The 25268-nt window shown below is 35.0% G+C and carries 28 protein-coding genes; 7 read left to right on the top strand and 21 right to left on the bottom strand.

All coding sequences use genetic code 11. The annotated features are described in order from the left end of the window. Window positions 1-177: 177 nt before the first annotated feature. Window positions 178-645: a hypothetical protein gene (locus tag ACNH59_RS09005; protein WP_418262214.1), complete on the top strand. Its 468-nt coding sequence runs from the start codon at window positions 178-180 to the stop codon at window positions 643-645. Window positions 646-726: 81 nt separating this feature from the next. Here ACNH59_RS09005 and tnpA read toward each other — a convergent pair whose 3' ends face one another. The 10 genes from tnpA to ACNH59_RS08955 form a co-directional block, all read right to left on the bottom strand. Further along, a complete protein-coding gene (tnpA, locus tag ACNH59_RS09000; RefSeq protein ID WP_418262213.1) occupies window positions 727-1164 on the bottom strand; it encodes an IS200/IS605 family transposase in 438 nt (145 codons plus the stop codon). 346 nt (window positions 1165-1510) lie between these two features. Continuing rightward, a complete protein-coding gene (gene moaA, locus ACNH59_RS08995; protein ID WP_418262212.1) occupies window positions 1511-2515 on the bottom strand; it encodes a GTP 3',8-cyclase MoaA in 1005 nt (334 codons plus the stop codon). Next, window positions 2505-3419 carry a bifunctional molybdenum cofactor biosynthesis protein MoaC/MoaB gene (moaCB, locus tag ACNH59_RS08990; RefSeq protein ID WP_418262211.1) on the bottom strand — a complete coding sequence of 305 codons (915 nt, stop codon included), beginning with the start codon at window positions 3417-3419 and terminating at the stop codon, window positions 2505-2507. The genes moaA and moaCB overlap by 11 nt, the downstream gene beginning before the upstream one ends. 100 nt (window positions 3420-3519) lie before the next feature. Then, the gene (locus tag ACNH59_RS08985) at window positions 3520-3966 is read right to left on the bottom strand and encodes a molybdenum cofactor biosynthesis protein MoaE (protein WP_418262210.1); all 447 of its coding nucleotides are present in this window, start codon (window positions 3964-3966) and stop codon (window positions 3520-3522) included. A gap of 23 nt (window positions 3967-3989) precedes the next feature. Next, window positions 3990-5045 carry a ThiF family adenylyltransferase gene (locus ACNH59_RS08980; protein ID WP_418262209.1) on the bottom strand — a complete coding sequence of 352 codons (1056 nt, stop codon included), beginning with the start codon at window positions 5043-5045 and terminating at the stop codon, window positions 3990-3992. Window positions 5046-5156: 111 nt separating this feature from the next. Beyond that, entirely contained in the window at window positions 5157-5399 is a 243-nt protein-coding gene (locus ACNH59_RS08975) for a MoaD/ThiS family protein (protein ID WP_418262208.1), read from the bottom strand. Further along, window positions 5399-5965: a molybdenum cofactor guanylyltransferase gene (gene mobA, locus ACNH59_RS08970; RefSeq protein ID WP_418262207.1), complete on the bottom strand. Its 567-nt coding sequence runs from the start codon at window positions 5963-5965 to the stop codon at window positions 5399-5401. The genes ACNH59_RS08975 and mobA overlap by 1 nt, the downstream gene beginning before the upstream one ends. Window positions 5966-6077: 112 nt before the next feature. Then, window positions 6078-6803: a sulfite exporter TauE/SafE family protein gene (locus ACNH59_RS08965; protein ID WP_418262206.1), complete on the bottom strand. Its 726-nt coding sequence runs from the start codon at window positions 6801-6803 to the stop codon at window positions 6078-6080. A gap of 20 nt (window positions 6804-6823) precedes the next feature. Next, on the bottom strand, window positions 6824-7120 hold the full coding sequence (locus ACNH59_RS08960) for a winged helix-turn-helix domain-containing protein (RefSeq protein WP_418262205.1): 297 nt from the start codon (window positions 7118-7120) through the stop codon (window positions 6824-6826). 279 nt (window positions 7121-7399) lie between these two features. Next, window positions 7400-8572 (bottom strand): molybdopterin molybdotransferase MoeA, encoded by a 1173-nt coding sequence (locus tag ACNH59_RS08955; RefSeq protein WP_418262204.1) that lies wholly within the window; start codon window positions 8570-8572, stop codon window positions 7400-7402. A 416-nt stretch (window positions 8573-8988) separates the two neighbouring features. On the opposite strand from ACNH59_RS08955, the gene ACNH59_RS08950 reads away from it, so the two are divergent. Further along, window positions 8989-9318, top strand: coding sequence for a hypothetical protein (locus ACNH59_RS08950; protein ID WP_418262203.1), 330 nt, complete (start codon window positions 8989-8991; stop codon window positions 9316-9318). A gap of 151 nt (window positions 9319-9469) precedes the next feature. Beyond that, entirely contained in the window at window positions 9470-9844 is a 375-nt protein-coding gene (locus ACNH59_RS08945; RefSeq protein WP_418262202.1) for a hypothetical protein, read from the top strand. A gap of 71 nt (window positions 9845-9915) precedes the next feature. Here the strand turns inward: ACNH59_RS08945 and hemL are convergent, their stop codons facing one another. From hemL to ACNH59_RS08930, 3 genes are read right to left on the bottom strand one after another with little or no spacing between them, the layout of a single operon-like run. After that, on the bottom strand, window positions 9916-11202 hold the full coding sequence (hemL, locus tag ACNH59_RS08940) for a glutamate-1-semialdehyde 2,1-aminomutase (RefSeq protein ID WP_418262201.1): 1287 nt from the start codon (window positions 11200-11202) through the stop codon (window positions 9916-9918). 10 nt (window positions 11203-11212) lie between these two features. Beyond that, window positions 11213-11974: a glucosaminidase domain-containing protein gene (locus tag ACNH59_RS08935; protein ID WP_418262200.1), complete on the bottom strand. Its 762-nt coding sequence runs from the start codon at window positions 11972-11974 to the stop codon at window positions 11213-11215. Then, complete coding sequence (locus ACNH59_RS08930; protein WP_418262199.1) at window positions 11967-12863, bottom strand: 1-aminocyclopropane-1-carboxylate deaminase/D-cysteine desulfhydrase; 897 nt, start codon at window positions 12861-12863, stop codon at window positions 11967-11969. The genes ACNH59_RS08935 and ACNH59_RS08930 overlap by 8 nt, the downstream gene beginning before the upstream one ends. Window positions 12864-13321: 458 nt before the next feature. Here ACNH59_RS08930 and ACNH59_RS08925 point away from each other — a divergent pair, with 458 nt between their 5' ends. The 4 genes from ACNH59_RS08925 (at window position 13322) to ACNH59_RS08910 (ending at window position 16001) form a co-directional block, all read left to right on the top strand. Then, window positions 13322-13507, top strand: coding sequence for a DUF5522 domain-containing protein (locus tag ACNH59_RS08925; protein WP_418262198.1), 186 nt, complete (start codon window positions 13322-13324; stop codon window positions 13505-13507). Window positions 13508-13611: 104 nt separating this feature from the next. After that, on the top strand, window positions 13612-14151 hold the full coding sequence (locus ACNH59_RS08920) for a DUF4136 domain-containing protein (RefSeq protein WP_418262197.1): 540 nt from the start codon (window positions 13612-13614) through the stop codon (window positions 14149-14151). A 170-nt stretch (window positions 14152-14321) separates the two neighbouring features. After that, window positions 14322-15566 carry a threonine ammonia-lyase IlvA gene (gene ilvA / locus ACNH59_RS08915; RefSeq protein ID WP_418262196.1) on the top strand — a complete coding sequence of 415 codons (1245 nt, stop codon included), beginning with the start codon at window positions 14322-14324 and terminating at the stop codon, window positions 15564-15566. 48 nt (window positions 15567-15614) lie between these two features. Next, window positions 15615-16001 (top strand): group III truncated hemoglobin, encoded by a 387-nt coding sequence (locus tag ACNH59_RS08910; protein WP_418262195.1) that lies wholly within the window; start codon window positions 15615-15617, stop codon window positions 15999-16001. Between the two features lie 11 nt (window positions 16002-16012). Here the strand turns inward: ACNH59_RS08910 and ACNH59_RS08905 are convergent, their stop codons facing one another. The 8 genes from ACNH59_RS08905 to ACNH59_RS08870 form a co-directional block, all read right to left on the bottom strand. Next, entirely contained in the window at window positions 16013-16645 is a 633-nt protein-coding gene (locus ACNH59_RS08905) for a DUF4230 domain-containing protein (RefSeq protein WP_418262194.1), read from the bottom strand. Window positions 16646-16700: 55 nt separating this feature from the next. Continuing rightward, window positions 16701-17342 carry a response regulator gene (locus ACNH59_RS08900; protein WP_418262193.1) on the bottom strand — a complete coding sequence of 214 codons (642 nt, stop codon included), beginning with the start codon at window positions 17340-17342 and terminating at the stop codon, window positions 16701-16703. Continuing rightward, on the bottom strand, window positions 17339-17599 hold the full coding sequence (locus ACNH59_RS08895; protein ID WP_418262192.1) for a hypothetical protein: 261 nt from the start codon (window positions 17597-17599) through the stop codon (window positions 17339-17341). The genes ACNH59_RS08900 and ACNH59_RS08895 overlap by 4 nt, the downstream gene beginning before the upstream one ends. 25 nt (window positions 17600-17624) lie before the next feature. After that, window positions 17625-18362 (bottom strand): DUF6498-containing protein, encoded by a 738-nt coding sequence (locus ACNH59_RS08890; RefSeq protein ID WP_418262191.1) that lies wholly within the window; start codon window positions 18360-18362, stop codon window positions 17625-17627. Window positions 18363-18369: 7 nt separating this feature from the next. Then, the gene (locus tag ACNH59_RS08885; protein ID WP_418262190.1) at window positions 18370-20010 is read right to left on the bottom strand and encodes a hypothetical protein; all 1641 of its coding nucleotides are present in this window, start codon (window positions 20008-20010) and stop codon (window positions 18370-18372) included. A gap of 89 nt (window positions 20011-20099) precedes the next feature. After that, on the bottom strand, window positions 20100-22955 hold the full coding sequence (locus tag ACNH59_RS08880) for a CHAT domain-containing protein (protein WP_418262189.1): 2856 nt from the start codon (window positions 22953-22955) through the stop codon (window positions 20100-20102). A 10-nt stretch (window positions 22956-22965) separates the two neighbouring features. Next, on the bottom strand, window positions 22966-23706 hold the full coding sequence (locus ACNH59_RS08875; RefSeq protein ID WP_220760051.1) for a hypothetical protein: 741 nt from the start codon (window positions 23704-23706) through the stop codon (window positions 22966-22968). Window positions 23707-23771: 65 nt separating this feature from the next. Continuing rightward, window positions 23772-25232: a hypothetical protein gene (locus tag ACNH59_RS08870; RefSeq protein ID WP_418262188.1), complete on the bottom strand. Its 1461-nt coding sequence runs from the start codon at window positions 25230-25232 to the stop codon at window positions 23772-23774. Between the last annotated feature and the right edge of the window lie 36 nt (window positions 25233-25268).

The following is a 25268-nucleotide window of genomic DNA, read 5'->3' as shown; positions in this document are numbered from 1 at the left end:
ATATTAAAAAAGGAACTTCGTAATGGAGTTCCTTTTTTATTTTAGCAACAATACAATAACAATTTAACTTACTGTTAATTTATCATGAATAAAGATAATCAAAATCACAAATTAATCTTAATAGATAAACCTTTTAAGAAAACCATTGTCTTATCCCTAAACAAACATTTTTAAATTATGAAAAAAATAATCACAACTGCATTGATTGCTATAATAAGCATCACTGGCTACGCACAAGAAAAACAAGAGAGACATGGAAAACATGAAGGACAGCCTATGGAGCAATTCACACCTGAACAACGCCAAGAACTGATGTTAAAAAAAATGACATTAGAATTGGATTTGACTACTTCTCAACAAAAAGACATGAGTAAAATCATTGGCGAGCAAAGTGCAAAAAGAGAAGCTCAAATGAAAAACAGAAAAGCGAAAACAGAAAAACCGACATCGGACGAGATTTTTGCAATGAAAAGCAAAATGCTTGACGAACAAATAGCAATGAAAGCTAAAATGAAAAAAATATTATCTCCAGAACAATTTACAAAATGGGAAAAGTTAAAAGATCATCACCATAAAGGAATGCAAAGACACCATTCAAAAGGAGATAAAAAAAGGATGATGAGAGAAGGTGAAATGAAAAAATAGTTTCTGTTTTCTGAACTAAACCACTCTGCACTGAAAGTGCAGAGGTTTGTTTGACGAGGGACTGAAAGTCCCTCATTTCTTTCATTCGAGAATGAAATTTGAATTATCATCATTATCTTTTCTTCTGTGATGCTCCAAATATTCATTTACCATTTTGTCAGTTATATTCCCAGTACTCCAAACTCCATAACCACTTGCCCAAAAATGTTGACCCCAATATCGTTCTTTCAATTCAGGAAATTCCATCTGTAATTTTCGAGACGTTCTCCCTTTAAAACTTTTTAAAATTGAACTGACATTCTGTTTGGGGGCATATTCAATATGCATGTGAACATGATCAGAACTTACAACTCCTTTTAAAATTTCAATTCCTTCTGCTTCACAAATTTGTATCAAAATTTCACGGCAACGCTTTTGAACATCACCTTTCAATACTTTAAACCTATATTTAGTAACCCAAACAACATGACATGTTAATCTGCTTACTGTATGCGAACCTTTTCTTAAATCTATAGCCATAACCTAAAGATATAGATTTTTTCGCATTACTAAAGTACTGCAATAAATTGCAGGGTTTTAGACCCGAAACTGTGACCAATAAATATCATCAAAAAACAAATAGGGTTTGACTTAAAATTTAAGTCAAACCCTATTTGTTTTTTATTTTTAGCATACTAAATCTTAATTCCCCACTTAATCCTTAGAAAGAAATCTGTTGGATTTTAAAATTGTGTACGAACCAGCCCCTCCTAATATCGCTTGCCCCCCAAAAAGACTTCACAAGTTGATATTGACTTCTCAAAAACAATAGATATTACCGCAGAATAGGTGTAGCATTTCTTCAATAACGAATTGAAATTTTAATTTACCCCCCAATTTTAATCATACTCCTATTTTGGGAAAACAAAGCTGGGTTTTGAAATTTGGCATCATCATCCATGCCACCACGCATAGCATGTTTGGATTGTATGTTTTGTGTAATTAGAGGCACAATGGATTCACCAGCACGCAGAGTTTCAAGCAAAGAGGTTTCCGTATTCGAAAACAAACAGTTTTTTAATTTCCCATCAGCCGTTAATCGAATACGATTACAGGTACTGCAAAACGGATTCGTAACCGAACTAATTACTGAAAAACTTCCTTGATAGCCTACTATTTTATGATTTTTGGCAGTATCATTGGGTTTATCAACTAATCGCTCTGTATTGGTGATTCCGAAGTTGTCATGAACTTGATTCATGATTTCGGCATAGGAAACTAATTTTTCTTTATTCCATTTATTCCCATCAAAAGGCATGAACTCAATAAACCGAATCATAATATTGCGGTTTTTGGTCAATTCGATAAAATCTATAATTTCGTTATCATTAAAACCTTTCATGACCACAACATTCAGCCGCAATTTAAAATTTTCTTGTTCTAGCAATTCTAAATTTTTCCAAAACTGATCAAAATAATTGCGTCGCGTAATCAAGTTAAATTTTTCTTTTTGCAAACTATCAATACTCACATTCAAGCCCGTAATTCCAGCTTCTTTGAAAGTATCAATAAAATCATGCACTAAAATTCCGTTGGTGGTAATGGTCAATTCAACACCCAATTTTCCTAAACGTAGCATCACCTCTTTGGCGTCTTTACGCACCAAAGGCTCACCTCCCGTTAGTCTAATTTTAGTTACTCCCGCATCCACAAAAGTTTGTGCAATAGTCACAATTTCGTCCGCAGTCATCAAGTAAGGTCTTGGTGTCAAAGCAATTCCTTCAGCAGGCATGCAATAGGCACACCTCAAGTTACAATGTTCTGTAATGGAGATGCGCAAATAATTGTGTGCGCGTCCGTGCGTGTCCTGCAAGAAATTTTTAGGCACCATGATTAAATCCGTTAAGAATTTTAAATAAATGTAAAATAGATGGAAAAACCGCGTCCATAGATTCAGATGCTCCTGCCGTAGAACCAGGCAAGGCCATAATCAAAGTCCCTCCCTTAAACCCAACTACCGAACGTGACAACATTGCATACGGCGTACGATCTTGTCCATAGGAACGAATGGCTTCTTCTATTCCGGGTATACGACGATCCAACATCGGGATGACAGCCTCAGGAGTGACATCACGGTTAGACAATCCTGTTCCTCCTGTCAATATAATTAAATCTACTTTCAATTCGCATAAATTGGAAACCGTAGCTTGAATATCCAAAACTTCATCTGGTATTACCGTATAATTAGACACTCGCAAACCTAAGTTTTTAACTTTTTCTGAAATCACTTTTCCTGCTCTATCGTCTTTCTTACCACTGGAAACACTGTCTGAACATACCACTACAGACACACCTAAATCAGGCACATCATGCTTCCCAAAATCCGACTTCCCTCCTTTTTTATGTAACAATTTAATGCTTGAAATTTCGACCTGTTTGTCAATTGGTTTCAGCATATCATACATTGTCAAAGCTACTATAGATGCTCCATGCATGGCTTCCACCTCAACACCTGTTCTGTAAATAGCTTTTACTGTTACTTTAATCAAAATTGAATCATCCAAGAATTCATATTCGATTCCCGTAAACTCAATCGGCATGGGGTGACAATCCGGAATCGAATTGGAAGTATTTTTTACGGCAAAAAGTCCCGCTGTTCTGGCTACTTCCAGCACATCTCCTTTGGGAACGGTTTTATTCAAAATCGCTTCCATTGTAGCTTTTGTTCCTACTTTCACAATCGCCTGCGCCGTTGCGGTGCGTTGTGTGATAATTTTATGTATAATATCAACCATTTACTTGCTTTTACTTATTATTTTTTCGCAGCGATTCACAAAACTTTTTCACTTCTTTGCGTTGCTCTGAGATTCTCTGTGAAACTTTACGCAATCAATTCTATGAATTCTCTTTCCACTTATAACTCTCGTCTTCAAAAATCTCCTTTCCAAAGATCGCTACACTCTTTTTGATTTCTTCTACTAGAAACTCTAATGCTTCATATACTACTTTACGTCGGGGAGCCGATACAAAAACAAACAAACAAATTTCTCCTGCTTTTACAACGCCTAAACTGTGATAAATATGCATACAAGTCAAATCATATTTAGCAAAAGCCGCTTCTCTAATTTCGTAAAAAGATTGCTCAGCCATTTCTTCATAAGCGGTATATTCAATCGCCGCAACGATTTTTTCGTCAATCACATCGGCACGAACTTGTCCTAAAAAAATATTGTGAGCACCAATAGTGGTTTTAGTTTGGTGTTTTGCAATCGAATTCCCAATAAAATCCGATGTAATTTGTCCTTGAATAAAAGAACTTTTTTTTGGTTTATCTGTTGCCATGGCAATGTATGTTTATTTTTATTTTATTCAATTTGATTTTTCAAAGATTCAATTCCCTTTCCTAAATGAAAGACACCTACAAACCCAGAATCTCTTAGATAATTCATAGCGGCTAGACTTCGCTGACCTGTTTGACAAAACAGAACGATTTCTTGATTTTTATCTAATTTTTTACTGTAGTCTTCCAATTCTGCCAAAGGAATTTGTACTACATTTTCTCCTTTAAACTCTGGTTTTTCTTCCAATTCCCGAACGTCAATCACAACAATTCCTAATTGACTGCATTTTTCCAAAAAGGAGACTGAACTTAAATTTTTGATGTCTTTTTTACGATGTAAAAGTTGGGTGCCATTTATATATCCTTTTTCAATAGCTTTTGGATTTCTGGCAAAATCAATCGTTTGGGTTTGAAATTGCAACGCATCGTACACCAACAATTTCCCAGATAATACTTCACCAATATTCAAAATTATTTTCAACACCTCTGTAGCCTGAAAAGCACCCAGTGTATTCGGTAATACCCCTAAAACTCCCATTACTTCACAATTAGGTGTTTTTTGCAAACCTTCTTTTTCTGGAAACAAACAGCGATAGCTTGGACCATTTTGATAATTAAAAACCGAAACTTGTCCCTCAAAACGATAAATAGAAGCATATACCACAGGGATTTTTTTATAGACTGCTACATCATTAATCAGATAACGAACAGCAATTGTATCCGTACAATCTACAATAATTTGGTAATCATCAACAATTTCAAAAGCATTGTCACTGCTAAAAAACTGATTATAAACATTAACTTTTATATCTGGATTCAATTGACCAATCACATTAGCTGCCGTTTCCGCTTTACATTGACCACAGTGATCAAGATTGTATAACAATTGTCGGTGTAAATTGGTTTCTTCAACTACATCACCATCCACAATTCCGATTGTCCCGACACCAGCTGCGGCTAAATTCTGCAAAACTGGACAGCCCAACCCCCCCGCACCAATAATCAAGACACGCGCCTCAGCTAATTTTTGCTGACCACTTTGCCCTATTTCAGGAAGGATGATTTGACGATTGTATCTCATTTTTTATGTTGATTTAACCACTAAGAGCTCGAAGAAGGCACGAAGTTCACTAAGTTTCTTAATTATTTGAAATTTGACCTTTGAAATTGACCTTTGAATTTTGATTTTCTCTTAACCTCCCGCAAACGGTGGCAAGAACGCAATGGTATCTTCTTTATTAATTTTGGTATCTGATCCAACCATGGTTTGATTCACTGCTACCGTATAAGTAGTTGTTTTCAAATCAGGATAATTCATCTCCATGATAGCTTTCAATTTAGCCACAGAAATTTGCTTGTCTTCTAATTGCAACCGCTCTTCTTTCTTATTGGTGATATCTGCAATCAAACCAAAATATTTTGCATTGATTATCATTATTGTATTTTTTTATATTCTTCGGGTGTATTAATATTTTGAACTTGTTTGCTCCACTTGTCTGGAACAATAAGCGTTTGATGTGACAAATCCTCTATAACTTCACGCAATTTCAATTGTTTAGCAGCCATATGTTCGCCAAAAGCAATTTTGCAAGATCGATCATATACTGCAATTAACGGACTCGCTTTGTCACCTACTTGCACTTGCGTCATCATATAAGAATCTTCGTGTTTATCGGCCAACCACTGCAACAAATCAGTCGAAATTAAAGGTGCATCCACACTCAAAATAAAATTAAATTTGGTTTTCGAATGTTTCAAAGCAGTATAAATGCCCCCCACGGGACCTTTATCATCAATTAAATCTTCGATTCTTGAATAACCTAAAAAATCGTAATTAACATTTGCAGAAACAATCACAATATTATCTTCCACGATTGGCTTTAAAGCTTCACAAATATGACTAACAAAAGTTTTACCGTTCAAAGGCAACAACCCCTTGTCCCTCCCCATGCGTTGGCTTTTTCCACCTGCTAGTATGTATGCTGTATAATTGTTTTCCATGTTTATCTGTTATGAGTTAAAAGTTATAACTTAGCTATTAGGTTGTTTGATAGAAATTAAGAGTGAGTCATTTTTTCTTCCGTCTAATTCCTAATAAGTTTTAAATTCTAATTTATGCCGTAACATATAATTTATAAATCGCTATCGCTAAAACGGTTGCCAAAACATTTTTCAACACGATCGAATTGAATTTTTTACTACCATAATAGGCTCCCAAAAAACCACCTACGAAAACAATTCCTATAAGTGGTAATGAAGACTCAGGCAACACACCTCCTTTAGACAAGAAACCAGTCATCCCTGAAATGGAATTCACTAGAATAAACAAAGCCGAAACAGCCGCTGTTTGCTTCATCGTTCCCCAACCCATTAGGATAATTACGGGACTCAATATGATTCCACCTCCAATTCCGATTAAACCAGACAAAAATCCAATTACCGCGCCAACAACAAGCGCAGCATACAAATTCAGATTTTTAAGTTCTTCCTTTTCCTTTCCTAAAAGTCCCATTAATCTCAAAACAGCAAAAATTAAAACCGTGGCTAAAATTATTTTATAGTAATAGCCAGAAACGGTCAAAAATCCACCCAAAAATGAAAAGGGCACAGAAGTGATCGCAAAAGGATAAAACAAATTCCATCTGAATTCTTTTTCTCGAAAATAAAAATAAAAAGAAACTCCCGACACTAAGATATTCAGTACCAAAGCGGTTGGTTTCATAAAGGTTTCAGGAAATGCGAAAGCACTCATCAAAGCCAAATAACCGCTGGCACCACCGTGGCCTACACTAGCATATAAAAATGCCACAACAGGCAATAATACTAGTAACAAAGGCATGTTTAATAAATCGATCATAATTACAATTCGTGCTTCTTAAATTCGCTATCCAAAAACTCCCAACAATTGCTATTGATGGTTTCAAAAGCATCAATCAAAGACTGACCATAAGATGTCAAAACCGTCCCTCCTCCTTTGTTTCCACCCACTTGGGTTTCTATCAAAGGATATTTTGCAACTTTGTTCGAAGCATCCACTAACTTCCAAGCTTTTTGATAAGACAACTCCATGGCTTTGGCTGCCTTGTTGAGCGAACCCGTCTCTGCTATCAATTTCAACAATTTTACACGTCCTTCAGCTAATAAGGATGCCTTCATCAGTTTCAATCCAGATTTTACTTTTTATTTTCAAAGCGGACAATTTACGTTATACTTTTGCAAATATAACGAAAGAGGGGTTGATAAAAAAACACAACACACACTTCTATATAATTCGAAAAAAACAAGGCTGAAATCTAGTAAATCATTATTTAAAAGAGTCTTTCATTTCCTTTTGAGCAAAGGAGTAAAAATAAATTTTACAATTAAAAATGCCCCCAAAAAGATAAAACTCTTCTGGAGGCACAATAATTTAATCAATTATATAGAATTATTTTTTTAATTAATCACATAAACCTCAACGGCATCTCCTTTTGCCAACAGATAGCCTCCATCTTCCACATACACCAATCCGTTTGAAATCGAAAAAGTATTCAACATAGAAGAATTTTGATGGGTCAAAATAGTGACTTTATCACCTACAATATGCGCTTTTAAAAACTGATTTCGGGCATTACTTACCGTAAAATCATGTGTGAGTTTTTTTGAACTGGTTAGGCCATAATCTGTATTCACTCCAGAGATTATTTGCAAGGTCGGCAACACATACACATAAAAACAAGTCAGTGAAGCGGCAGGATTCCCTGGCAAGGCAAATATTCTTTTGTCGTTTAGTTTCCCAACATAAAAAGGTTTTCCAGGTTTTTGTTTGACTTTATAAAAAAGAGTTTCTACTTGTAAGACTTCTAATGCTTTGGCAACAAAATCATAATCACCTACTGATATTCCACCAGAAATAAGAATGACATCATTTTCAGCCAAAGCTTCGGCAATTTTGTTTTTGGTATTTTCAAAATCATCATTAACGTTATAAATACTTGTATTTTCATAAAAAGCCTCCTGCAAAGCAATATCAAGCATGACCGAATTACTTTCGTATATCTTACCAAAATCCAATGGCAATCCAGGTTGCACCAATTCGTTTCCAGTAACCAATATCCCTATTTTAGGCTTTTGATAAACCTTCACTACTGTAAATCCTAATCCAGCTAAAAATCCAATACAAGCCGCATTGAGTAAAGTTCCTTTTGTAAGTGCTAAATCTCCTTTTAAATTTTGCTCTCCTACGGGACGGATATTTTGTTCTTGTTTAGGCAGTTCTGCTAATTTCAAAACCGTTCCTGAAACTGTTACTTTTTCTATTTGCATGACCGCCGTAGCCGAATCAGGAACAGGAGCACCAGTGAAAATTTTCACCGCTTGGCCAGCATTTAAAACAACTTGATGGTTGTCACCCGCTTTGACTTCTCCGATAATTTCATATTCTAAGCCATCGTAAAGTCCAAAAGCAAAACCATCCATAGCAGATTGACGAAAAGGAGGCATTGAAATAGGTGCGAATAAATCTTCGGCTAGGACATGTTTTTTGGCTTTCGCCAAAGGCAATATCTCTACTTTAGGCGCTGGAAGATTATTATTTAAAATCGAAAAAGCTTCTTGAATGGTAACCATGATAACATTTTATTAATTCGTTTTCAAAAATACAATTCCAAAAGAAGATATTCCTATATAATTAAATTTTCCACAGCTTTATTTATATCTGCATTCCCATAATTACAATTCTGAACCAATAATTTTCGTTCAAAATATTCATTTTTATCCAAAACAGCAACAACAATTAAAACCCCTTCAGACAAACTTTTATGATTTATTTAAAAAGAAAAACATTTTCCTAAATTAAAGCAAAAAAACTCTCCATTAAAACCGCATTTATTAGCAATTCAACCAAAAAAACATTCAATAAAAATTTAACAAAAAAATAATTTTTCAAATCAAAATAATGATACTTTTACATTCTGTTTTCTAAGACATTAGACCATTGTTTACTATCTTATAAAACAAAACCTAACTCAAGAAAAAACATAAAAATGAAAAAATTATTTATTGCAGCTTTATTAGTTGCAAGCTTATCAGGATTTGCTCAAAAGAAAAGCGGAGCAGAAAAAATGTTGGATAAAATGACTACTGAATTGTCATTAACAGCCGACCAACAAACACAATTAAAACCTTTGTTTGAAGAACAAGTAGCGCTTAAAGCGGATACAAAAGCAAACCCAGAACACGAAGCAGAAAATCAAGCTAAAAACAAAGAGCTAGGTAAACAGATCTCTGCTATCTTAACTCCTGAACAAAAGAAAACAAGAAAGGAATTACAAGAAAAAGCAAAAGCTGAGAACAAGCTTCAGCTCAATAATTAGTTCCTCTCATTATTAAATTAAATCTCGTTTATTACGAGATTTTTTTTTACCCTATAATCATTTACAAATAAACATCATATTTGACAGTTAATTAAACCTTTTAGAAAATCAAGTATCTAATCTCCATAAAACAACTTAAAAACAAATAAAAATGAAAAGATTACTTATAATTGCGTTATTAGCAGTAGGTTTAACTGGATTTGCTCAAGAGGGTAAAAAGAAAAAAGGTGGAGAAGTAAGCACCGAAATGAGATTGAAAAAAATGACAGAAGAGTTGGCATTAAATGCTGATCAACAAAAAAAATTAACTCCAGTTCTTGAAGAGCAAGCTGCTATCAAGAAAGCTATCAAAGAAAATCCTGATAGCAAAGAAGAAAATAGAGCTAAAATGAAAGAAACTGGGAAAAAATTGAAAGAAATCCTTACTCCAGAGCAATTCGAAAAATGGCAAGCGAACATGTCTAAAGGCAAAGGAAAAGGTCAAGGAGAAGCTAAGATGAAAAAAGAAGCAGGAACTGAAGAATAATCAATCAGTACTCTTTAAAACAGAAAAACTTCCGGTGCTGCCGGAAGTTTTTCATTTCATTCAAAAACCTTTTAAAAAGTTTTAGCTACTTTATCAATCGCTTGAATGGTAAAATCCAAATCATCATAGGTTAAGGCATCCGTAATAAACCAAGTTTCATAAGCAGATGGCGCTATATAAATACCTTCATGCAACAATCCATGAAAGAATTTTTTAAAAGTTTCATTATCTCCATTTCGAGCTGTTTGAAAATCTACCACTGGATTAGCGTCAAAGTGAACAGATATCATTGAACCTACTGTATTGATGGTAAATACAACATTATTAGCTTTCAAAACTTTATCAATTCCAGCTGCCAAATAAGCGGTTTTATCAGCTAATCGTTGAAAAATTTCCGCATCTTCATTTAACGTCTGCAACATGGCTAATCCAGCTGCCATGGCCAACGGATTTCCTGACAAGGTTCCCGCTTGATATACAGGACCGAGAGGAGCCAAATAATTCATAATTTCAGCACGAGCTGCAAAAGCCCCCACTGGCAAGCCTCCACCAATTACTTTTCCAAAACAAACAATATCAGCATTGATATTGAACAATTCTTGCACACCACCTTTAGCCAATCTGAATCCTGTCATTACCTCATCAAAAATAAGCAGGATGCCGTTTTCAGTACACAACGCTCTCAATCCTTCCAAAAATCCATTCCCTGGTGGTACACAGCCCATATTACCCGCTACAGGTTCTACAATAATGGCAGCAATTTCGTTTTTATTGGCTTCAATTAATGTTCGTACATTTTCTAAATCATTGAAGTTTGCTAACAGGGTATCTTTGGCAGTACCTTCTGTAACTCCGGGACTGTTAGGCGAACCAAAAGTAATTGCTCCACTACCTGCCTGAATCAAAAAAGAATCGGAATGTCCATGATAACAACCAGCAAACTTGATGATTTTATCCCTTTTGGTATATCCACGAGCCAAACGAATGGCACTCATACAAGCCTCAGTTCCTGAATTCACAAACCGAATTTTATCAATGTTAGGAACCATAGAAACTGCCAAAGCTGCAATCTGTGTTTCTAACTCTGTAGGCATTCCGAAGGATGTTCCCAATTTTGCTTTTTCAATAACCGCTTCAACAACAGGCTCAAAAGCATGCCCTAATATCATTGGACCCCATGAATTGATGTAATCTATCAATCGGTTTCCGTCTTCATCATATAAATAAGCTCCTTTAGCACTTTTGACAAAAATAGGTGTCCCGCCTACGGCTTTAAATGCTCTTACAGGTGAATTTACACCACCCGGAATGACTTGTTCTGCTGCAGCAAAAAGCTGGCTGCTTCTTTGGTATAACATTACTTAAATTTTAATTTATTTTTAGTTGTTGTCCTATGGAAATTGTATTATCAGAAAGGTTGTTTCTTCGCATTAAATCTTCAATCAAAACATTGTATTTTTTGGAAATAGAATACAAGGTATCTCCTTTTTGCACTTCATGAAAAACGCCTTTACTATAATTATTTACTATTGTAGAAGTATATTTTTTACCTAAAACTTGAGCATCATATTGAGCCAAATCATAGGCTTCAATATAAGCAATTAGCTTATTAGGGTATCTTGGATCGGTGGCGTAGCCTGCCGCACGAAGTCCTTTGGCCCATGATTCATAATCGTCTTTTCGTAAATTAAACAAACTCGCATAACGACTACCACTGGTCAAAAAAGCAGCATGATCTTCATAAGAATCTGCTGAATTTCGGTATTTCCTAAAACATTCTTGACGCTGATCATCATCGTGTCGTATCGTTTCACCTAACCAATTGTTATGGCATTTAATTCCAAAATGATTATTCGCATTTTCAGACAGTTCACTGCGACCAGCTCCTGATTCTAAAATTCCTTGTGCCAAAATAATACTGGCTGGAATTCCGTACTTTTTCATATTACGCATCGCCACATCTTTGTATTGATCGACATAAGAGCTTACCACTTGATTCCTTGATACTGCTTGAGAACTTTTATTAGTTCTTCTAGCTCCATTTTGTTTAGAAGTAGCAGTTGTTGATTTACTAGAGTTGCACCCCACTAAAGCTGCTACGATGATGAATAAAAAGATTTTCTTAATCATGAATTTGTATTAAAGGTAATTTTTTGTTTTTCAATTTGGTATTCATTCCTGCTACCCCTTGCAAACCTCCAGTATGAATCAGTAGAATATTTGAATTTTCTGGAAAATAATTTTTCTGGATTAAATCCAAAATTCCAAAAACCAATTTTCCCGTATAAATAGGATCTAGCGGTACTTTTGTTTTATTGAAAAAATCATTTATAAAAGAAACTAATTCAGGGGTAACTTTTCCATAACCTCCAAAATGGTAATCTTGAATCAACTCCCAATTTCTATTTTTCACAAAAGTACAAATTTCATCTTGTAAAAAATCCCCTTTTAAAGCTGGAAAACCCAAAACTTTTTGATGCGGTAAAGCACTATTAATTAATCCTGAAATGGTTCCTCCTGTTCCTACAGCGCAACAGATGTAATCAAATTGAGCATCAGCTTCTGTTAAAATCTCTTCACATCCTTGAACTGCCAAGTCGTTAGTCCCTCCTTCGGGTACCAGATAAAAATCACCCCATTTTTGTTTTAAATCGGCTATAAATTTCAAATCTTCCTTGGAACGATATCTTTCTCTAGTTACAAAGTCGAATTCCATTCCGCACTCTTTGGCAAATTTCAAGGTGGGGTTTTCATTGATTTTACTAGCCAATTCTTCACCGCGAATGATTCCAATAGTTTTAAAACCCTTTTCTTTCCCAGCAAAAGCGACTGCAGCAATGTGATTGGAATAAGCCCCCCCAAAAGTCAGCAAACTAGTAGCTTTTTCATCTTTAGCTTGAAGCAAATTGTATTTCAGTTTCCGAAATTTATTTCCAGAAACAAAAGGGTGAATCAAATCCTCACGCTTGATCGAAACAGAAATATTCTTGGGAAATGATATTTTTATGGATTGATTCAATATAGAAAGTGTTTGTGCAAAGGTATCACCAAAACGTAAAAGTTAAAAGCTTATTACTCATATACCTCCTTATTTGAGGTATTTTATAAATGCAAATGATTTTCTTTTGGCTAAATAATTAAGATCCGATTCGTTAGTATATGCTTCTCGTTCAAAACTTATATTTCTATACGCTAAATGTTTTTCCTTAAATTGTATCCAACGAATAAAATATTCCAAAACATACCAAATATAAAAAGGCAGAATCAATAATTCTAATTGCTGCTTCAGATGGATTTTTTCATGATTGACAAAAACAGGATTTTGTATATCAGTTGCGTATCTTATAAACACGAATGGATACAGGCTTAATCCTCGAAAACCCTTTGGCGTTAAATATTTTGTAACAACAAAAAACATTCTTGATAAAAGTTATAAATTTGTAAAGTTGAGCTACTAAGACAGAGCTGACAAAAAATATGATTGACCAAAGTAATGAAAATAAATTAATTGAAGGAGAAGATTTTTATTATACTCCCGAAGGCTATAAATGTTTAACTGAAAAATACCACCTTAAACGAGGCTATTGTTGTAAAAATGGTTGCAGACATTGCCCTTATGGATATGATAAAAACACTGGAACAATCAAAAAAAGCAATAGTTAATCCTTACTAGCATTTTCGCATCGCAATCGGCATGATTTTTGAGCTATTTCATACACAATCAAAGCATTGGAAAACAAAATAAATTCAACAAAAAATACTACAATATGAAAACACTTAAACTTATACCGCTTTTACTGGTTTTTATATTGAGTTCTTGCAGTAGTATTCATGTAAATGCAGATTATGATTCAAAAGCTGATTTTACTCAATATAAAACTTATGCATTTCACAAAAATGGTATTGACAAAGCGCAAATATCAGGACTCGATAAAAAAAGAATCCTACGCGCAATTGATACCGAAATGACTAAAAAAGGATTTACTAAAAGTGAAAATCCTGACATGCTAGTGAATATTTTCACCAAAGAAAGAGAACGTCTAGATGTCAACCAATTTAACGCCGGATGGGGTTATGGTTGGGGATGGGGATGGAACCCTTATTTCTGGGGAGGCAATACATTTGTAACTTCCTCTACAGAAGGCACGCTATTCATTGATATAATTGATGCAAAGAAAAAAGAATTGGTTTGGGAAGGCGAAGGAGTAGGCGTATTGACTGAAAACCGCAGCAAAAAAGAAGAACAAATCAATAATTTTGTTGCCAAAATACTAGCCCAATTTCCGCCCTCGGATATAAAAAAATAAAAGCATCACACACAAGTTGCTGATTAATCATTATTTTTACGAGGAATTGAGAACCTACATTTCTATTTCTCAGAGTTGTCACGAAATGTAATTTAGATCAGTAAATACGAAACTTACAAAATCTAGACCTCTCCTTTGAGAGGTTTTTTTTATATTCAAAAATGATACAAATGGATTTATTCGCAGACATAGTAGCAGCCAAGCAACAATTAGAAAATGTAGTCCCCACTACTCCACTACAACAAAACTTAAACTTATCAGAGGAATACGATGCTACTATTTTACTAAAAAGAGAGGATCTACAAATTGTACGTTCCTATAAAATAAGAGGTGCTTACAACAAAATTAGCAGTCTACCTGAAACAGATAAATCCAAAGAAATTGTATGTGCTAGCGCAGGCAACCATGCACAAGGGGTGGCCTATTCTTGTCATTTACTTCAATTGAAAGGCAAGATATACATGCCTAATACAACTCCAAAACAAAAAATCAAGCAGGTTCAATTGTTCGGAAAATCATTTGTGGAAATTGTTTTAACGGGCGATACTTTTGATGATGCTTTTGCGGCCGCGATGGAAGATGCTACAAAAAATGATAAAATATTCGTTCATCCTTTTGATGACTGTAAAGTAATTGCAGGGCAAGGTACTGTAGGTCTAGAAATTCTCGACGTATGCTCCTTACCTATTGATTATTTATTTATCCCCATTGGAGGTGGCGGATTGGCTGCTGGTGTCTCCACGGTTTTCAAACAATTAAGTCCTCAAACCCATATAATAGGCGTTGAACCTCAGGGGGCTCCATCTATGAAAAACTCGATTGCATCGGGTCAAAACATCCCATTACAAACCATTGATAAATTTGTGGATGGGGCTGCCGTCAAGCAAGTAGGGCATCACACTTTTGAAATATGTCAAAAAAACTTGAGCGATGTTGTTCTTGTTCCAGAAGGAAAAGTATGCACTACCATCCTGCGTTTGTACAATGAAGAAGCTATGGTTGTAGAACCTGCAGGGGCTTTGACCATTGCGGCACTTGATTTTTACAAAAACAAAATCAAAGGAAAAACCGTAGTTTGTGTGGTAAGCGGGAGTAATAACGACATTGAACGTACCGCCGAAATCAAAGAACGCTCTTTGCTCTACGAAGGATTGATGCACTATTTCTTGATTCAGTTTCCGCAACGACCAGGTGCTTTGAAGGAATTTGTAAACGACATTTTGGGCCCCAATGATGACATCACCTATTTTCAATACAACAAAAAAACCAACCGTGAGGTGGGAACGGTGGTCGTGGGATTGGAATTAAAAAACCGCAAAGATATCGAATCCATCAAAGTCAATATGACCAACAAAGGTTTTGAATTCAAATACCTCAACGAAATGCCTGATTTATTCACGCAGTTGATTGGGTAATATTTATTTCCAATAAATGCTATTTTTGCAAAACACTAACTTATAACAATGCCATTACCAGATATTACTACATTAGACGACATCAAACTCCTTGTAAATACCTTTTACGATAAAGTTCAAAAAGACGACTTGATTGGCCCTATTTTCAATCAAAAGATTGGACATCGCTGGGACGAACATCTGGAAAAAATGTACCGTTTTTGGCAAACTATCTTATTAGAAGTACACTCTTATTCTGGGAGTCCGTTTCCTCCACACAAACATTTACCAGTGGAGAAAGAGCATTTTAACCGTTGGATGGAGATTTTCACAGATACTGTAAATACATCATTTGAAGGTACAATTGCTGATGAAGCCAAACTAAGAGCCAAAAATATGGCTGAAATGTTTCATTATAAAATTGAGTATTTCAGGAACGAGGGACGTAAAATATAACCAAATAACAATCAACCCTTTATCTTTCGATTCAAATCAGTTTCTTGATCTAAAATTTCGCCGTCGTATTGCAATTTCCAACCCATAGTTTTGGTGATTATCAACAATTTTGACAATTCAGATATCAATCGATTCTTAGCGTTTTTCTGCAGGGAAGAATTGGCTACTTTTTTAGCAATATTGGCTTTGGCAATTTTGGCAATTTTGTTGTAATCCTCCCCGGTAAATTCGTTTAATCGACTGGATTCGGTGTCATAGTATTTTAGGTCGGTACTGATTTTAATTTCTTCTTTTGGGATTTTTAGAATGGTCACCACTTTGTTTACTGAATCGATTTGGTACTCAATTAAACTCAAATCAAAACCCACGGTCACATCAGCATTGACTACTACCAAGGCTTTTTTCTCAAAGGAAATTAAACTTCCTAAGTATTTTTTATTGTCTTTATAAGTAAGTACTTCGGCAAAATGACCTTCGGTAACAACTAATTTACCCACATTCTTTATTTGCTGTTGTATTAGTGCTGTATTGTATTCAACAGTAGAAGTATCCTCTTTTTTCGAAAAATATTGGTAAGCCCAAAATAATAAAAAACCAATAATGATTAGTATTACCCATTTTCTGATTTCAGCAAGACGATTCATGTGATTATATTAGAATTCAAGAACGAAGATACTAAAGAAAAACGAACGTGCTGAATCAAATCAAATTATTTCGTTGGGCTTTTTGTACAGCTTCTAGTTTAGAATGCACTTGTAATTTGCTATAAATATTTTCAATGTGTTTGCGAATGGTCGATGGAGACAAAAACATATTTTGCGCAATAACAGTATAACTTAACCCTTGAGCTAGTTGTTCTAAAACATCGATTTCTCTAGCGGTAAGATTAAAATCTTCTTGATTATCAAGATTAAAATCGACTGGATTGCGCAAGAGTTTTAGTGTTTTCATCGCGATTGAAGGATTCATGGCAGCACCACCATTTAGAGTCTCCACGATTCCGTTGAACAAGGTATGAGGGTTTACATCTTTCAACAAATAGCCATCGGCACCCGCTTTTATGGCATTAAATATATTTTCGTCGTTATCGAAAACAGTGAGCATGATAATTTTAATATGAGGAAACTTTTGTTTGACTAACAAGGTGGCCTCGATTCCATTCATCACGGGCATCTCGATATCCATTAACAACACATCGAGGTTGTAATTGGTTTCTAATTTTTCCATCAAATCATTCCCATCACAAGCTGTAAATTTGATTTCTACTTCTTCAAAAAAAGATAATTTTTCTTTGACTGACTGAATTAAAAAGTGATTGTCATCTATAATGGCTATTTTCATGGTTCCCTTTCTTTAGAAATTTCCGATAGTAAATGTACTTGTTGTTGGATGATTTTTAACTTAAAATAAATCATCGACACCCAATCTTGTTTTGCGTTCTTTTGCAAATCCTGCTGGGTTTCTTTTTGAAGCCCTAGTTGATCCTCAATTTGTTCCATCAAAACTTGGTGTTCTTTTTTGGACTTAGCGATGGCTTGGATGCAACACATTACTAGTACCAAACCTACTAAAAATAATAAAATTAACAATACACTCATCTTTCATCCTTGTTTTGCGTTCATTTTAATCTTCCAAAAAAACCTGCAATGTCTTTTTGATTTCGGGTAATTCTTCGGGTTGATTGGTTTTCATCAAAGAGCGCGCTACCTTATCTAATTTCTCTGGATGACGTGCTAATTCACTAAGATAAACATCTAGAAATGTTCGCATCCCAATGAGTAACAAAGCCGCTATTATTCCCACATGGTCATAAATGATTAAAAAAAAGAACGGTATAATGGCTAAAAATTGCTGAATGACAATCCGCAAATAAGGTTTCATAAAATACCGATTCAAACTATACTCATTGTATTTTTTATTTTTATAAAAATGGAAATAAAACTGTATCGAATGAGTTGCTATCAAGGAAAGGAACACCCAATAAAAGCCTTCTAAAGATAGAATAGAAAGAAAGTTACTCGCTTGCAAAGAGGTTGAAAAGCGTTCGTCTTTAATTGCAAAACCGATATAAATAAAAACACTTTGAATAGCTACAAAAAAACCATAATGAAGCAAAAAAAACGGAATCATGAAATAAGACGTAATCCCAGATTGTGTTTTCTCCAAAGGATTGTTACGAAGGATTAAAACCAGTTTTCCCACATGAAACACACCTATGATAATCGTCTCTAACACATACGCAAAAACAATGGCCATAGGATTCGCTTTTCCTAGAAACAACAACACTATTAAAAACAGGGCATTCCAATACACTCCTTGACAGGAAGGTGAAACCGCCACTATTTTACTAAGTTTCCCCATGGTCTTATCACATTTTGTTTACCAAAACCCCATTTTTAAATTCGCCACGGCTCGTTTGTTTGTTAAAAAAACCGTAACCACAACCATCATATTTACCAGCAGCCCAATTGCCTCGATAGAAATCACCAGATTCTTTGAATTTATAAAATCCGTAGCCTGAGAATTGATTTTTATCATTGAATTCGCCCATGTAAACATCTCCATTTTTAAAAATAAAACTTCCTACATGCATCGCTCCATTTACAAAAAGTCCGTAGTATTGATCGCCATTTGGAAATACATAGCGTCCATAACCATTATAACACTGTCCTGCTGTACAACCTGTAGTTGCGCCTGCAATGGTTATATAACCCGCTGTTTTTAGAAAATTCCCCTCTTGGTAAATATTGTGTTCGTATTTGTTTTTTTCTTTGTTAAAGAACACTCCTGCCCCATCGTATTTGTTGTTTTTGTATAACCCAAAATGAAGGTCACCGTTACTCAATATCGTTTCACCATAACCCGACATTTGATTGTTTTCCCAGTTTCCAAAATATTTCGCTCCTGTATTCCACACATATAGACCGTAGCCGTTTTTTTGGCCGTTTTTCCAAAAACCGTCATAATAACCATTGTCATACGTATAAGTTCCCCAACCATCTTGGCAATTTCCTCTACATTTTACATCCACACTCATGGGTTGTGGGGAGTTTGGTGTACTTGGACTACTAGGTGTACTTGGATTGCTAAGACTTGCTTGAGAGTTAAGATTTTTATCAAAATCAATATAAACTGGAAAACTCTCGTAATTATTAGTCTCTAATTTAGTAACCGAAATGCTCGTTCGAAGATTGATAGCCTTATTTTTAGTATTCTCAGGTATGGTCGTATAGCCGGTCTTATTGCCTTTTTTATAAACCAATTCCCTAACGGTAACCGACTGTATCAAATTCCCCATTGTTCCATACGTAGGAATCGTCGAAAAGTTATAACGTACTATCCAATTGCCTTGTGTATCGTATTCATATAGCGATATATAATAAATATCCGAACCGCCTTTATTTAATTTTGATATTTTTTGAGAGAGCAATTTAGTCTTTGGATTATTATAAAAACAATACGTATTTAATAAATCCGTGGCTTCCGAAAGCATTAATCCATCAGAAGAAAAACGTTGAGTCAAATTAAAACTACCTGTTGACGTAATGGTTGTAATACCTCCCTTATAACTAAAATTATAATCGAAATCTTTTTTGTTAGTCAAATCCTTATACGTTATTTTCTTGACAGAACCATCGCTGTTTTTCTCCACGTCATTTGTGGGCATAATATAATAACGTTCTGGAGTTACGATTAGGTATTCAACATATTTTTTATCATTAATTTGTTTGGTTTGTTGGGTGTATTTTTTATCATACGAAATAATTGTTTTGGAATCACTCGAAGGATATTTAATCGCCGTATTGTACCCGTTTGCATCAAATTCGTACGCTGTCTTTCTTTCAACACCAAATGTTTTTGAAACACCATTGTAAGAACTGGAAATCTCATTTATTGCAACGACATCATTGGTCACAATATCATAATGTTTTAATACGACTTTGGAGAAGTTTTGTCCCTTAACCAAAGAGAGACTGAATAAGAGGAATAGGGTAAAAAATCGTTTCATAAGTATCAAAATTAAAGTACAATCAAAGTTGAAAAAAAAGGAAGTCACACACCATAAGGCAATTGCCCTATTTGTTTGGGTTCCAAAAACTATCTCCCGTTGTATAAAAAAGGCGCCCAATATTTGGGTGATTTGGCTGCTTCACCTATATCACCGTTGATAAAAGCACGTTTGATATCGTTCAAGACCACACTGGCTTGGGCATTTTCTTGAACTACTTTTTTAAACAACATTTGCATGGTTATCGCCGTACTAGCATCATTTACGGGCCACAACGACAGCAAAGTACTATTGGATCCCGCAATCAAGAAGGCGTTATTCAAGCCATTAATTCCTTCACCTCCATAGAGTTTGCCTACCGCGGTACTGCAAGCACTCAAAACCGTCATATCGGCATTGAGGTTGAGTTTCATAATTTCGGGAGCTAACAAAAAAGTATCTTCTTGTCCGTCGCCTCCATTGGGTTGCGAAAACATCACGCCACTAAATTCGGGTATCACATCATCAGTAAAACCATGAGTAGATATAAGGATGTTTTTGTATTGTTTTAATTCACCCAATAGATTGGCTTTTTTAAAGTTGGATTCACTCATATTCAAGCCGGTTACCACCTTAACATCTTTTGACAGCGTAGCCATAAATTGTACTTCTTTGAGCGTTCCTTCTAAGAAATTGGCACCACCAAAACCTACGGCTTCCAATTCTGGTTTAAGATTGTAATTCCCTTGTTGGATTTTTTTGGTTACCGCATCCGAAACTTTGTAAAAATCTTCCATATTACGAACCGTTCCTTTTACATTTCCTGAGGGTTGAAACTGTGCGCCTCCATAAGCCAAAATGGATTTTCGGTCATTACTATAATGGCGGTTTGCGATTTTTTTCCAAATGGTTACGTTAGGAATATAACGCACATTATTGGTACTTACAAAGTATTGGTTTTTGGGACTAATGAAAGCTTCAAAAGGCAAATAATTCAACTCCGAAGCCACACTAATAATGACATTTTTATATTGTGAAACCAAATCCTGTACGGGTTGCAAGGTGAGATTGTACCAAAAATGTAAAAAATCGGCTTGTGGTTTTTGGTAATCGGGTTTGTCTGAATTTTCTAAAACATCACGAGTCCATTGCACTAAAGTAACAAAATCGTCTTTGGTATAATTACTGCTTTTATCTGCATAACGCACCAATTTTCCGTTGACGTAATCCACATTAAAATCCTGCATGTATTTGTTCAATTCAGAAGGTACTTTTTTGATGCGATCGGTATAAAACTTTTTTAAAGCAATTAAATTCTCAACAGGATAATTGTAACGTATTTCGGCTTTGTTTTTAGTAATCGCCGTAATAATAAGTTCCCCAGGTCGCCCTATCGAATAGGTGAGCAATATTTCATCATCACTGAGCATAGCCTGCGCATCCTTTATGGTTGCCACATTATTTATGGTAAGCAATTCTTTAAGATAACCACTTCTGGTTTTCTCCTGCATTTCAAAAAGTTTGTCCACCTTATTGGTTTCTTTTAGACACATCATCATCGCCTCAAAAGTTCCTGAAACAGCATTCATGTATTCCAACTTTTGCTTGGCATTCAAATCTTTTTTTACTTTATCAATTAAATCGATGCTTTTTTCAAACTGAACAATCGCATTAGCATACTCTTTTTGCATGTAGAAAACAAAACCAAGGTTGTTGTAGTTGTTTTGCGCTTTTTGATATTGTTTTTTTGACAAATAATTAGTAGCTACCTCTTCGTTCAAACGCACTGCTTCAGCAAACAAGCCTTGTTTGGCTTTAATCATCGCATAGTTAGTATTAACCGAATTTGACAAGTCGTCATCTTGTATTTTCTTTGCCAGATTATAGGCTTTCAAAATATAATCTGTGGCTTTTTGTTTTTCAACAGGGTCACGACTAAAAAAATTGGTAGCGCCAATGACTCCATAGGCTCGAGCCTTATAATAATCATTGTTGATTTTGTTAGCGGTTTGTTCCAATTGATACGCCATTTGAACTTTTTCCTCCACATTACTGCCTACATCCCCTATCACATTAATTTTATGCATTTGCATATACGCCTGATGCACCGAAGGGAAATGCAACTTTGAATAATCGGCTAGCGCTTCATTGATATCCAACAAAGCCCCACGGCTGTCAAAGGAATTTTTCTTGATGGTTGATAAAAAATGTAGTGCGTAACTTCTTTTCCAGTATAATTGAGGAATGTTTTTGCTGCCTTCGATAAAGGTTTCAAATTGTTTAATGCTGGCTGTTGTATTTCTTCCGTAATAATACGTTACCGCTTTGAGTAAGGGCAGCATTTTTTGAAATAACGGATTGGCATTTTTTAAAGTCGAAAAATAAGCAAATTGAGCGTCCAGATTGTCACACTTTTGTCCCTTTGTCAAAATACCGTTTACGCATTGGTCTAAAGCATTGGCCGAATTTATTTTAGGCTGAATAAAATTCGTTTGATAATAGGCATTCCATTGATTTTTCAATGCCGATAAATCTTTCTTGGTAATAACCTCAATTTTTTCGATATCATCAATAATGTCTTTGGGTGAAGGAAACGTACACAACTGAGCAGCCCATTCTAAATTTTTCATGGCAGTTGCTGTATTGCCATTGAGATAGTCAATATAGGCCTGTGTGTAATAGGGATATGACATCAAAGGCTGAATGTTCATTGCCTGAGTATTGGCTAACTGTGCCTGATTCAAATCTCCTTTTAGGATTTGGTAATACGAGTTCAGATAAAAGCCAGCAAACTCATCCGAAAAATTGACCATCAAGCCTTCGCTACCGGATTTCATTTTTGACAAATCATTCGATTTATAACCTTCTAAATAAGTGTTGTAAAAGGCATTGAAATCATTTTGCGCACTTACGACTAATGACCAAAAAAATCCAAATAGAATCGCTATTTTTTTCAAAGACATCATAGAATTGAAATTATAATGGAGTTACTAATTTTCCGTCATCATAATAGCCTTTTTCAATGACTACTCCGTTTTTATCCACTAAAAAACCAAGTCCTTCTCTATAATTCTCATCCCAATAGCCTACGTATTTATTTCCGTTTTTATAGAAAAAAACGCCAAACCCTCTGCGTTCTCCAAACATATATTGTCCGTAGTAGGAATCTCCGTCATTCCATACATGAATCATCGGAAAATTTCTGTATCCGTGAATAAAATAGCCTAAAGCATAACTTTTATCGTATTTTTCCATCGTCAAACCTGTTTTTCCATCTCCTTTTTGCAAGGCATATTTTCCAGGAGGTGGTGGATTAAAACCTTTTGGGTCAATTTTGCCATTCTTGTATTGCTGACTTGAGCTCGGTTTTCCATTGGTTATTTTGAACGACGGACCATCTTTTTCGCCATCTCTGTAGGTAATCAAATCTATCGTCCCCGAATTTTTATCCATTTCAATTAAAGTTCCATCCATTTGGCTACTAAGATTGTAATTTACAAACGAGGATTTCCCATTGGTATGCAACACCATATTGGGTCCTACAATTAGTCCGTTTATTCTAAATCCGTACGATACAGCACCGTTAGAATCTGTAAACGATTCGTAAGTAACCATTCCTTTTTTAAACTCTTTTTTTCCTGGTTGTTTGTTAAAATTGGATTGTGCCCAAGTGGTTGTAATGGCTAACAACAAGGCTAATGGTAGTATTTTTTTCATCATAATTGGTTTTTATTTTGTGAGTTGAAATTAAAAGAAGTTTGTTTTATAAATGCGTTTATTCGTTAATTCAGACAATATATTTTATACTGTTTTTTCTTTTTTTCTCCCATATAATTCTCAGTAACATCAATGGTTGTATTGTTATTGAGATAGGTCGAAATGGAAAAATCATCCATCTGGATATATCCTAAATTATTGCTGAGGGTTCTTGCAACGATTTGGTATTGCAATCTATTGCCATAATGGTCTGTTTTAAGCACCGCATAAACTGATTCGGTTCCTTCTGCCTGAGGCCCTCTGAGCATCACCAAAAAGGTTTTGGATTCCTCACATTGAAATATTTTACCAATCGCATAAACCGTGGTATTAGGCGTTAAGAACAATCTTCGAGACATTTTTAAATTAGTTATATCTCTTCCTTTGGCGTTTTGATAATTATGTACGTAGGATTTAGGCAAGTCCTGAAAATTGATTTCCCATTCCTTAAAATCAGCTGCTTGACCGGCATATTTTTTAGCTAAATCATTCTTTGTTTGATTCAAACGGGCATTTTTGATTGTTTCAACTCTATCCCGTACTAAAGCTACTTCTTCCTTACTACTGGCCGTGATTCTTACTTTCTTTTCCTCTTTGGTTTGCTTATTGGTGATTACTAAATCAACATCCTGAGCATTTAAACTTTTATTTTCGGTCTTCAACAGTTGGATTTGGTATTTCCATAAAGCACCCCAATAATAATCCAAATTATTTGTTGAAGGTGGTTTGCTAAATTTTCCTGTGGTCAAGGTCTTTTCATCTAGCAAGGCTACTTTATCAATTCCTTTATTATATTTAGCAGCATAAACCTTCCCATCTTGATAATGCGTGATAATATTGTCATACGAATCAGTCGTGGTATCCAGAAATGAAAGCGTATTTATATCAAGGTATTTTATTTTGTTTTTTTCCTTAAAGCCCAATAAATTCTTAGACGGAATAGCAACGGCAAATTCGTAGTCGTATTTGGTTTCACGCCATTTTTTAGTTTTCCAATTGTAAAATTGCACAAAACTATGTTCGGGTTTGTCTAAATCAAGACGCCCCTTGCTGTCTTTTTTATAAATCGTAAAACAAAAAACTATTTCATCTCCAATCAAATCGATAATTTTTCCATGATTGGGTTTTGCAAAATTATTGCCTGGAAAAAAAGAATTTGAGGCTTCATCCCATAAGAAATAATGGTCTGGTTTTAGTTCGCTATTGTCCCAACCTGCTATAATGGCTTTGTCGTTTCTATAATCAAAAACAAGAGCTTCAAAACTGCTACTCTTAGTAAAGCCTGTTAGGATAACTTCTTTTACTTGTTCTCCTGTTGTCAAATCATAGATTAAACCATAGCTAGAGCCGTTCCAAAGCAAGCAATGGGTTTCTGCTTTATTGAGTATGGGTTTTAATTTAGTACTCCATTGTATGTTAGTAAACAAACCGTTTTGGGCTATTGTGCTACATACAAAAAAAAGAAACAAGTATCGTATCGCTCTCATAATGGGTTATTTGTTTATCACAAAATAAACCAAACA

It is taken from the genome of Flavobacterium faecale (genome assembly GCF_048320115.1).
Classification (GTDB): Bacteria; Bacteroidota; Bacteroidia; order Flavobacteriales; family Flavobacteriaceae; genus Flavobacterium; species Flavobacterium faecale_A.
Note: the sequence above shows the minus strand (reverse complement) of the source record. Positions and strands in the feature narration are given on the sequence as shown.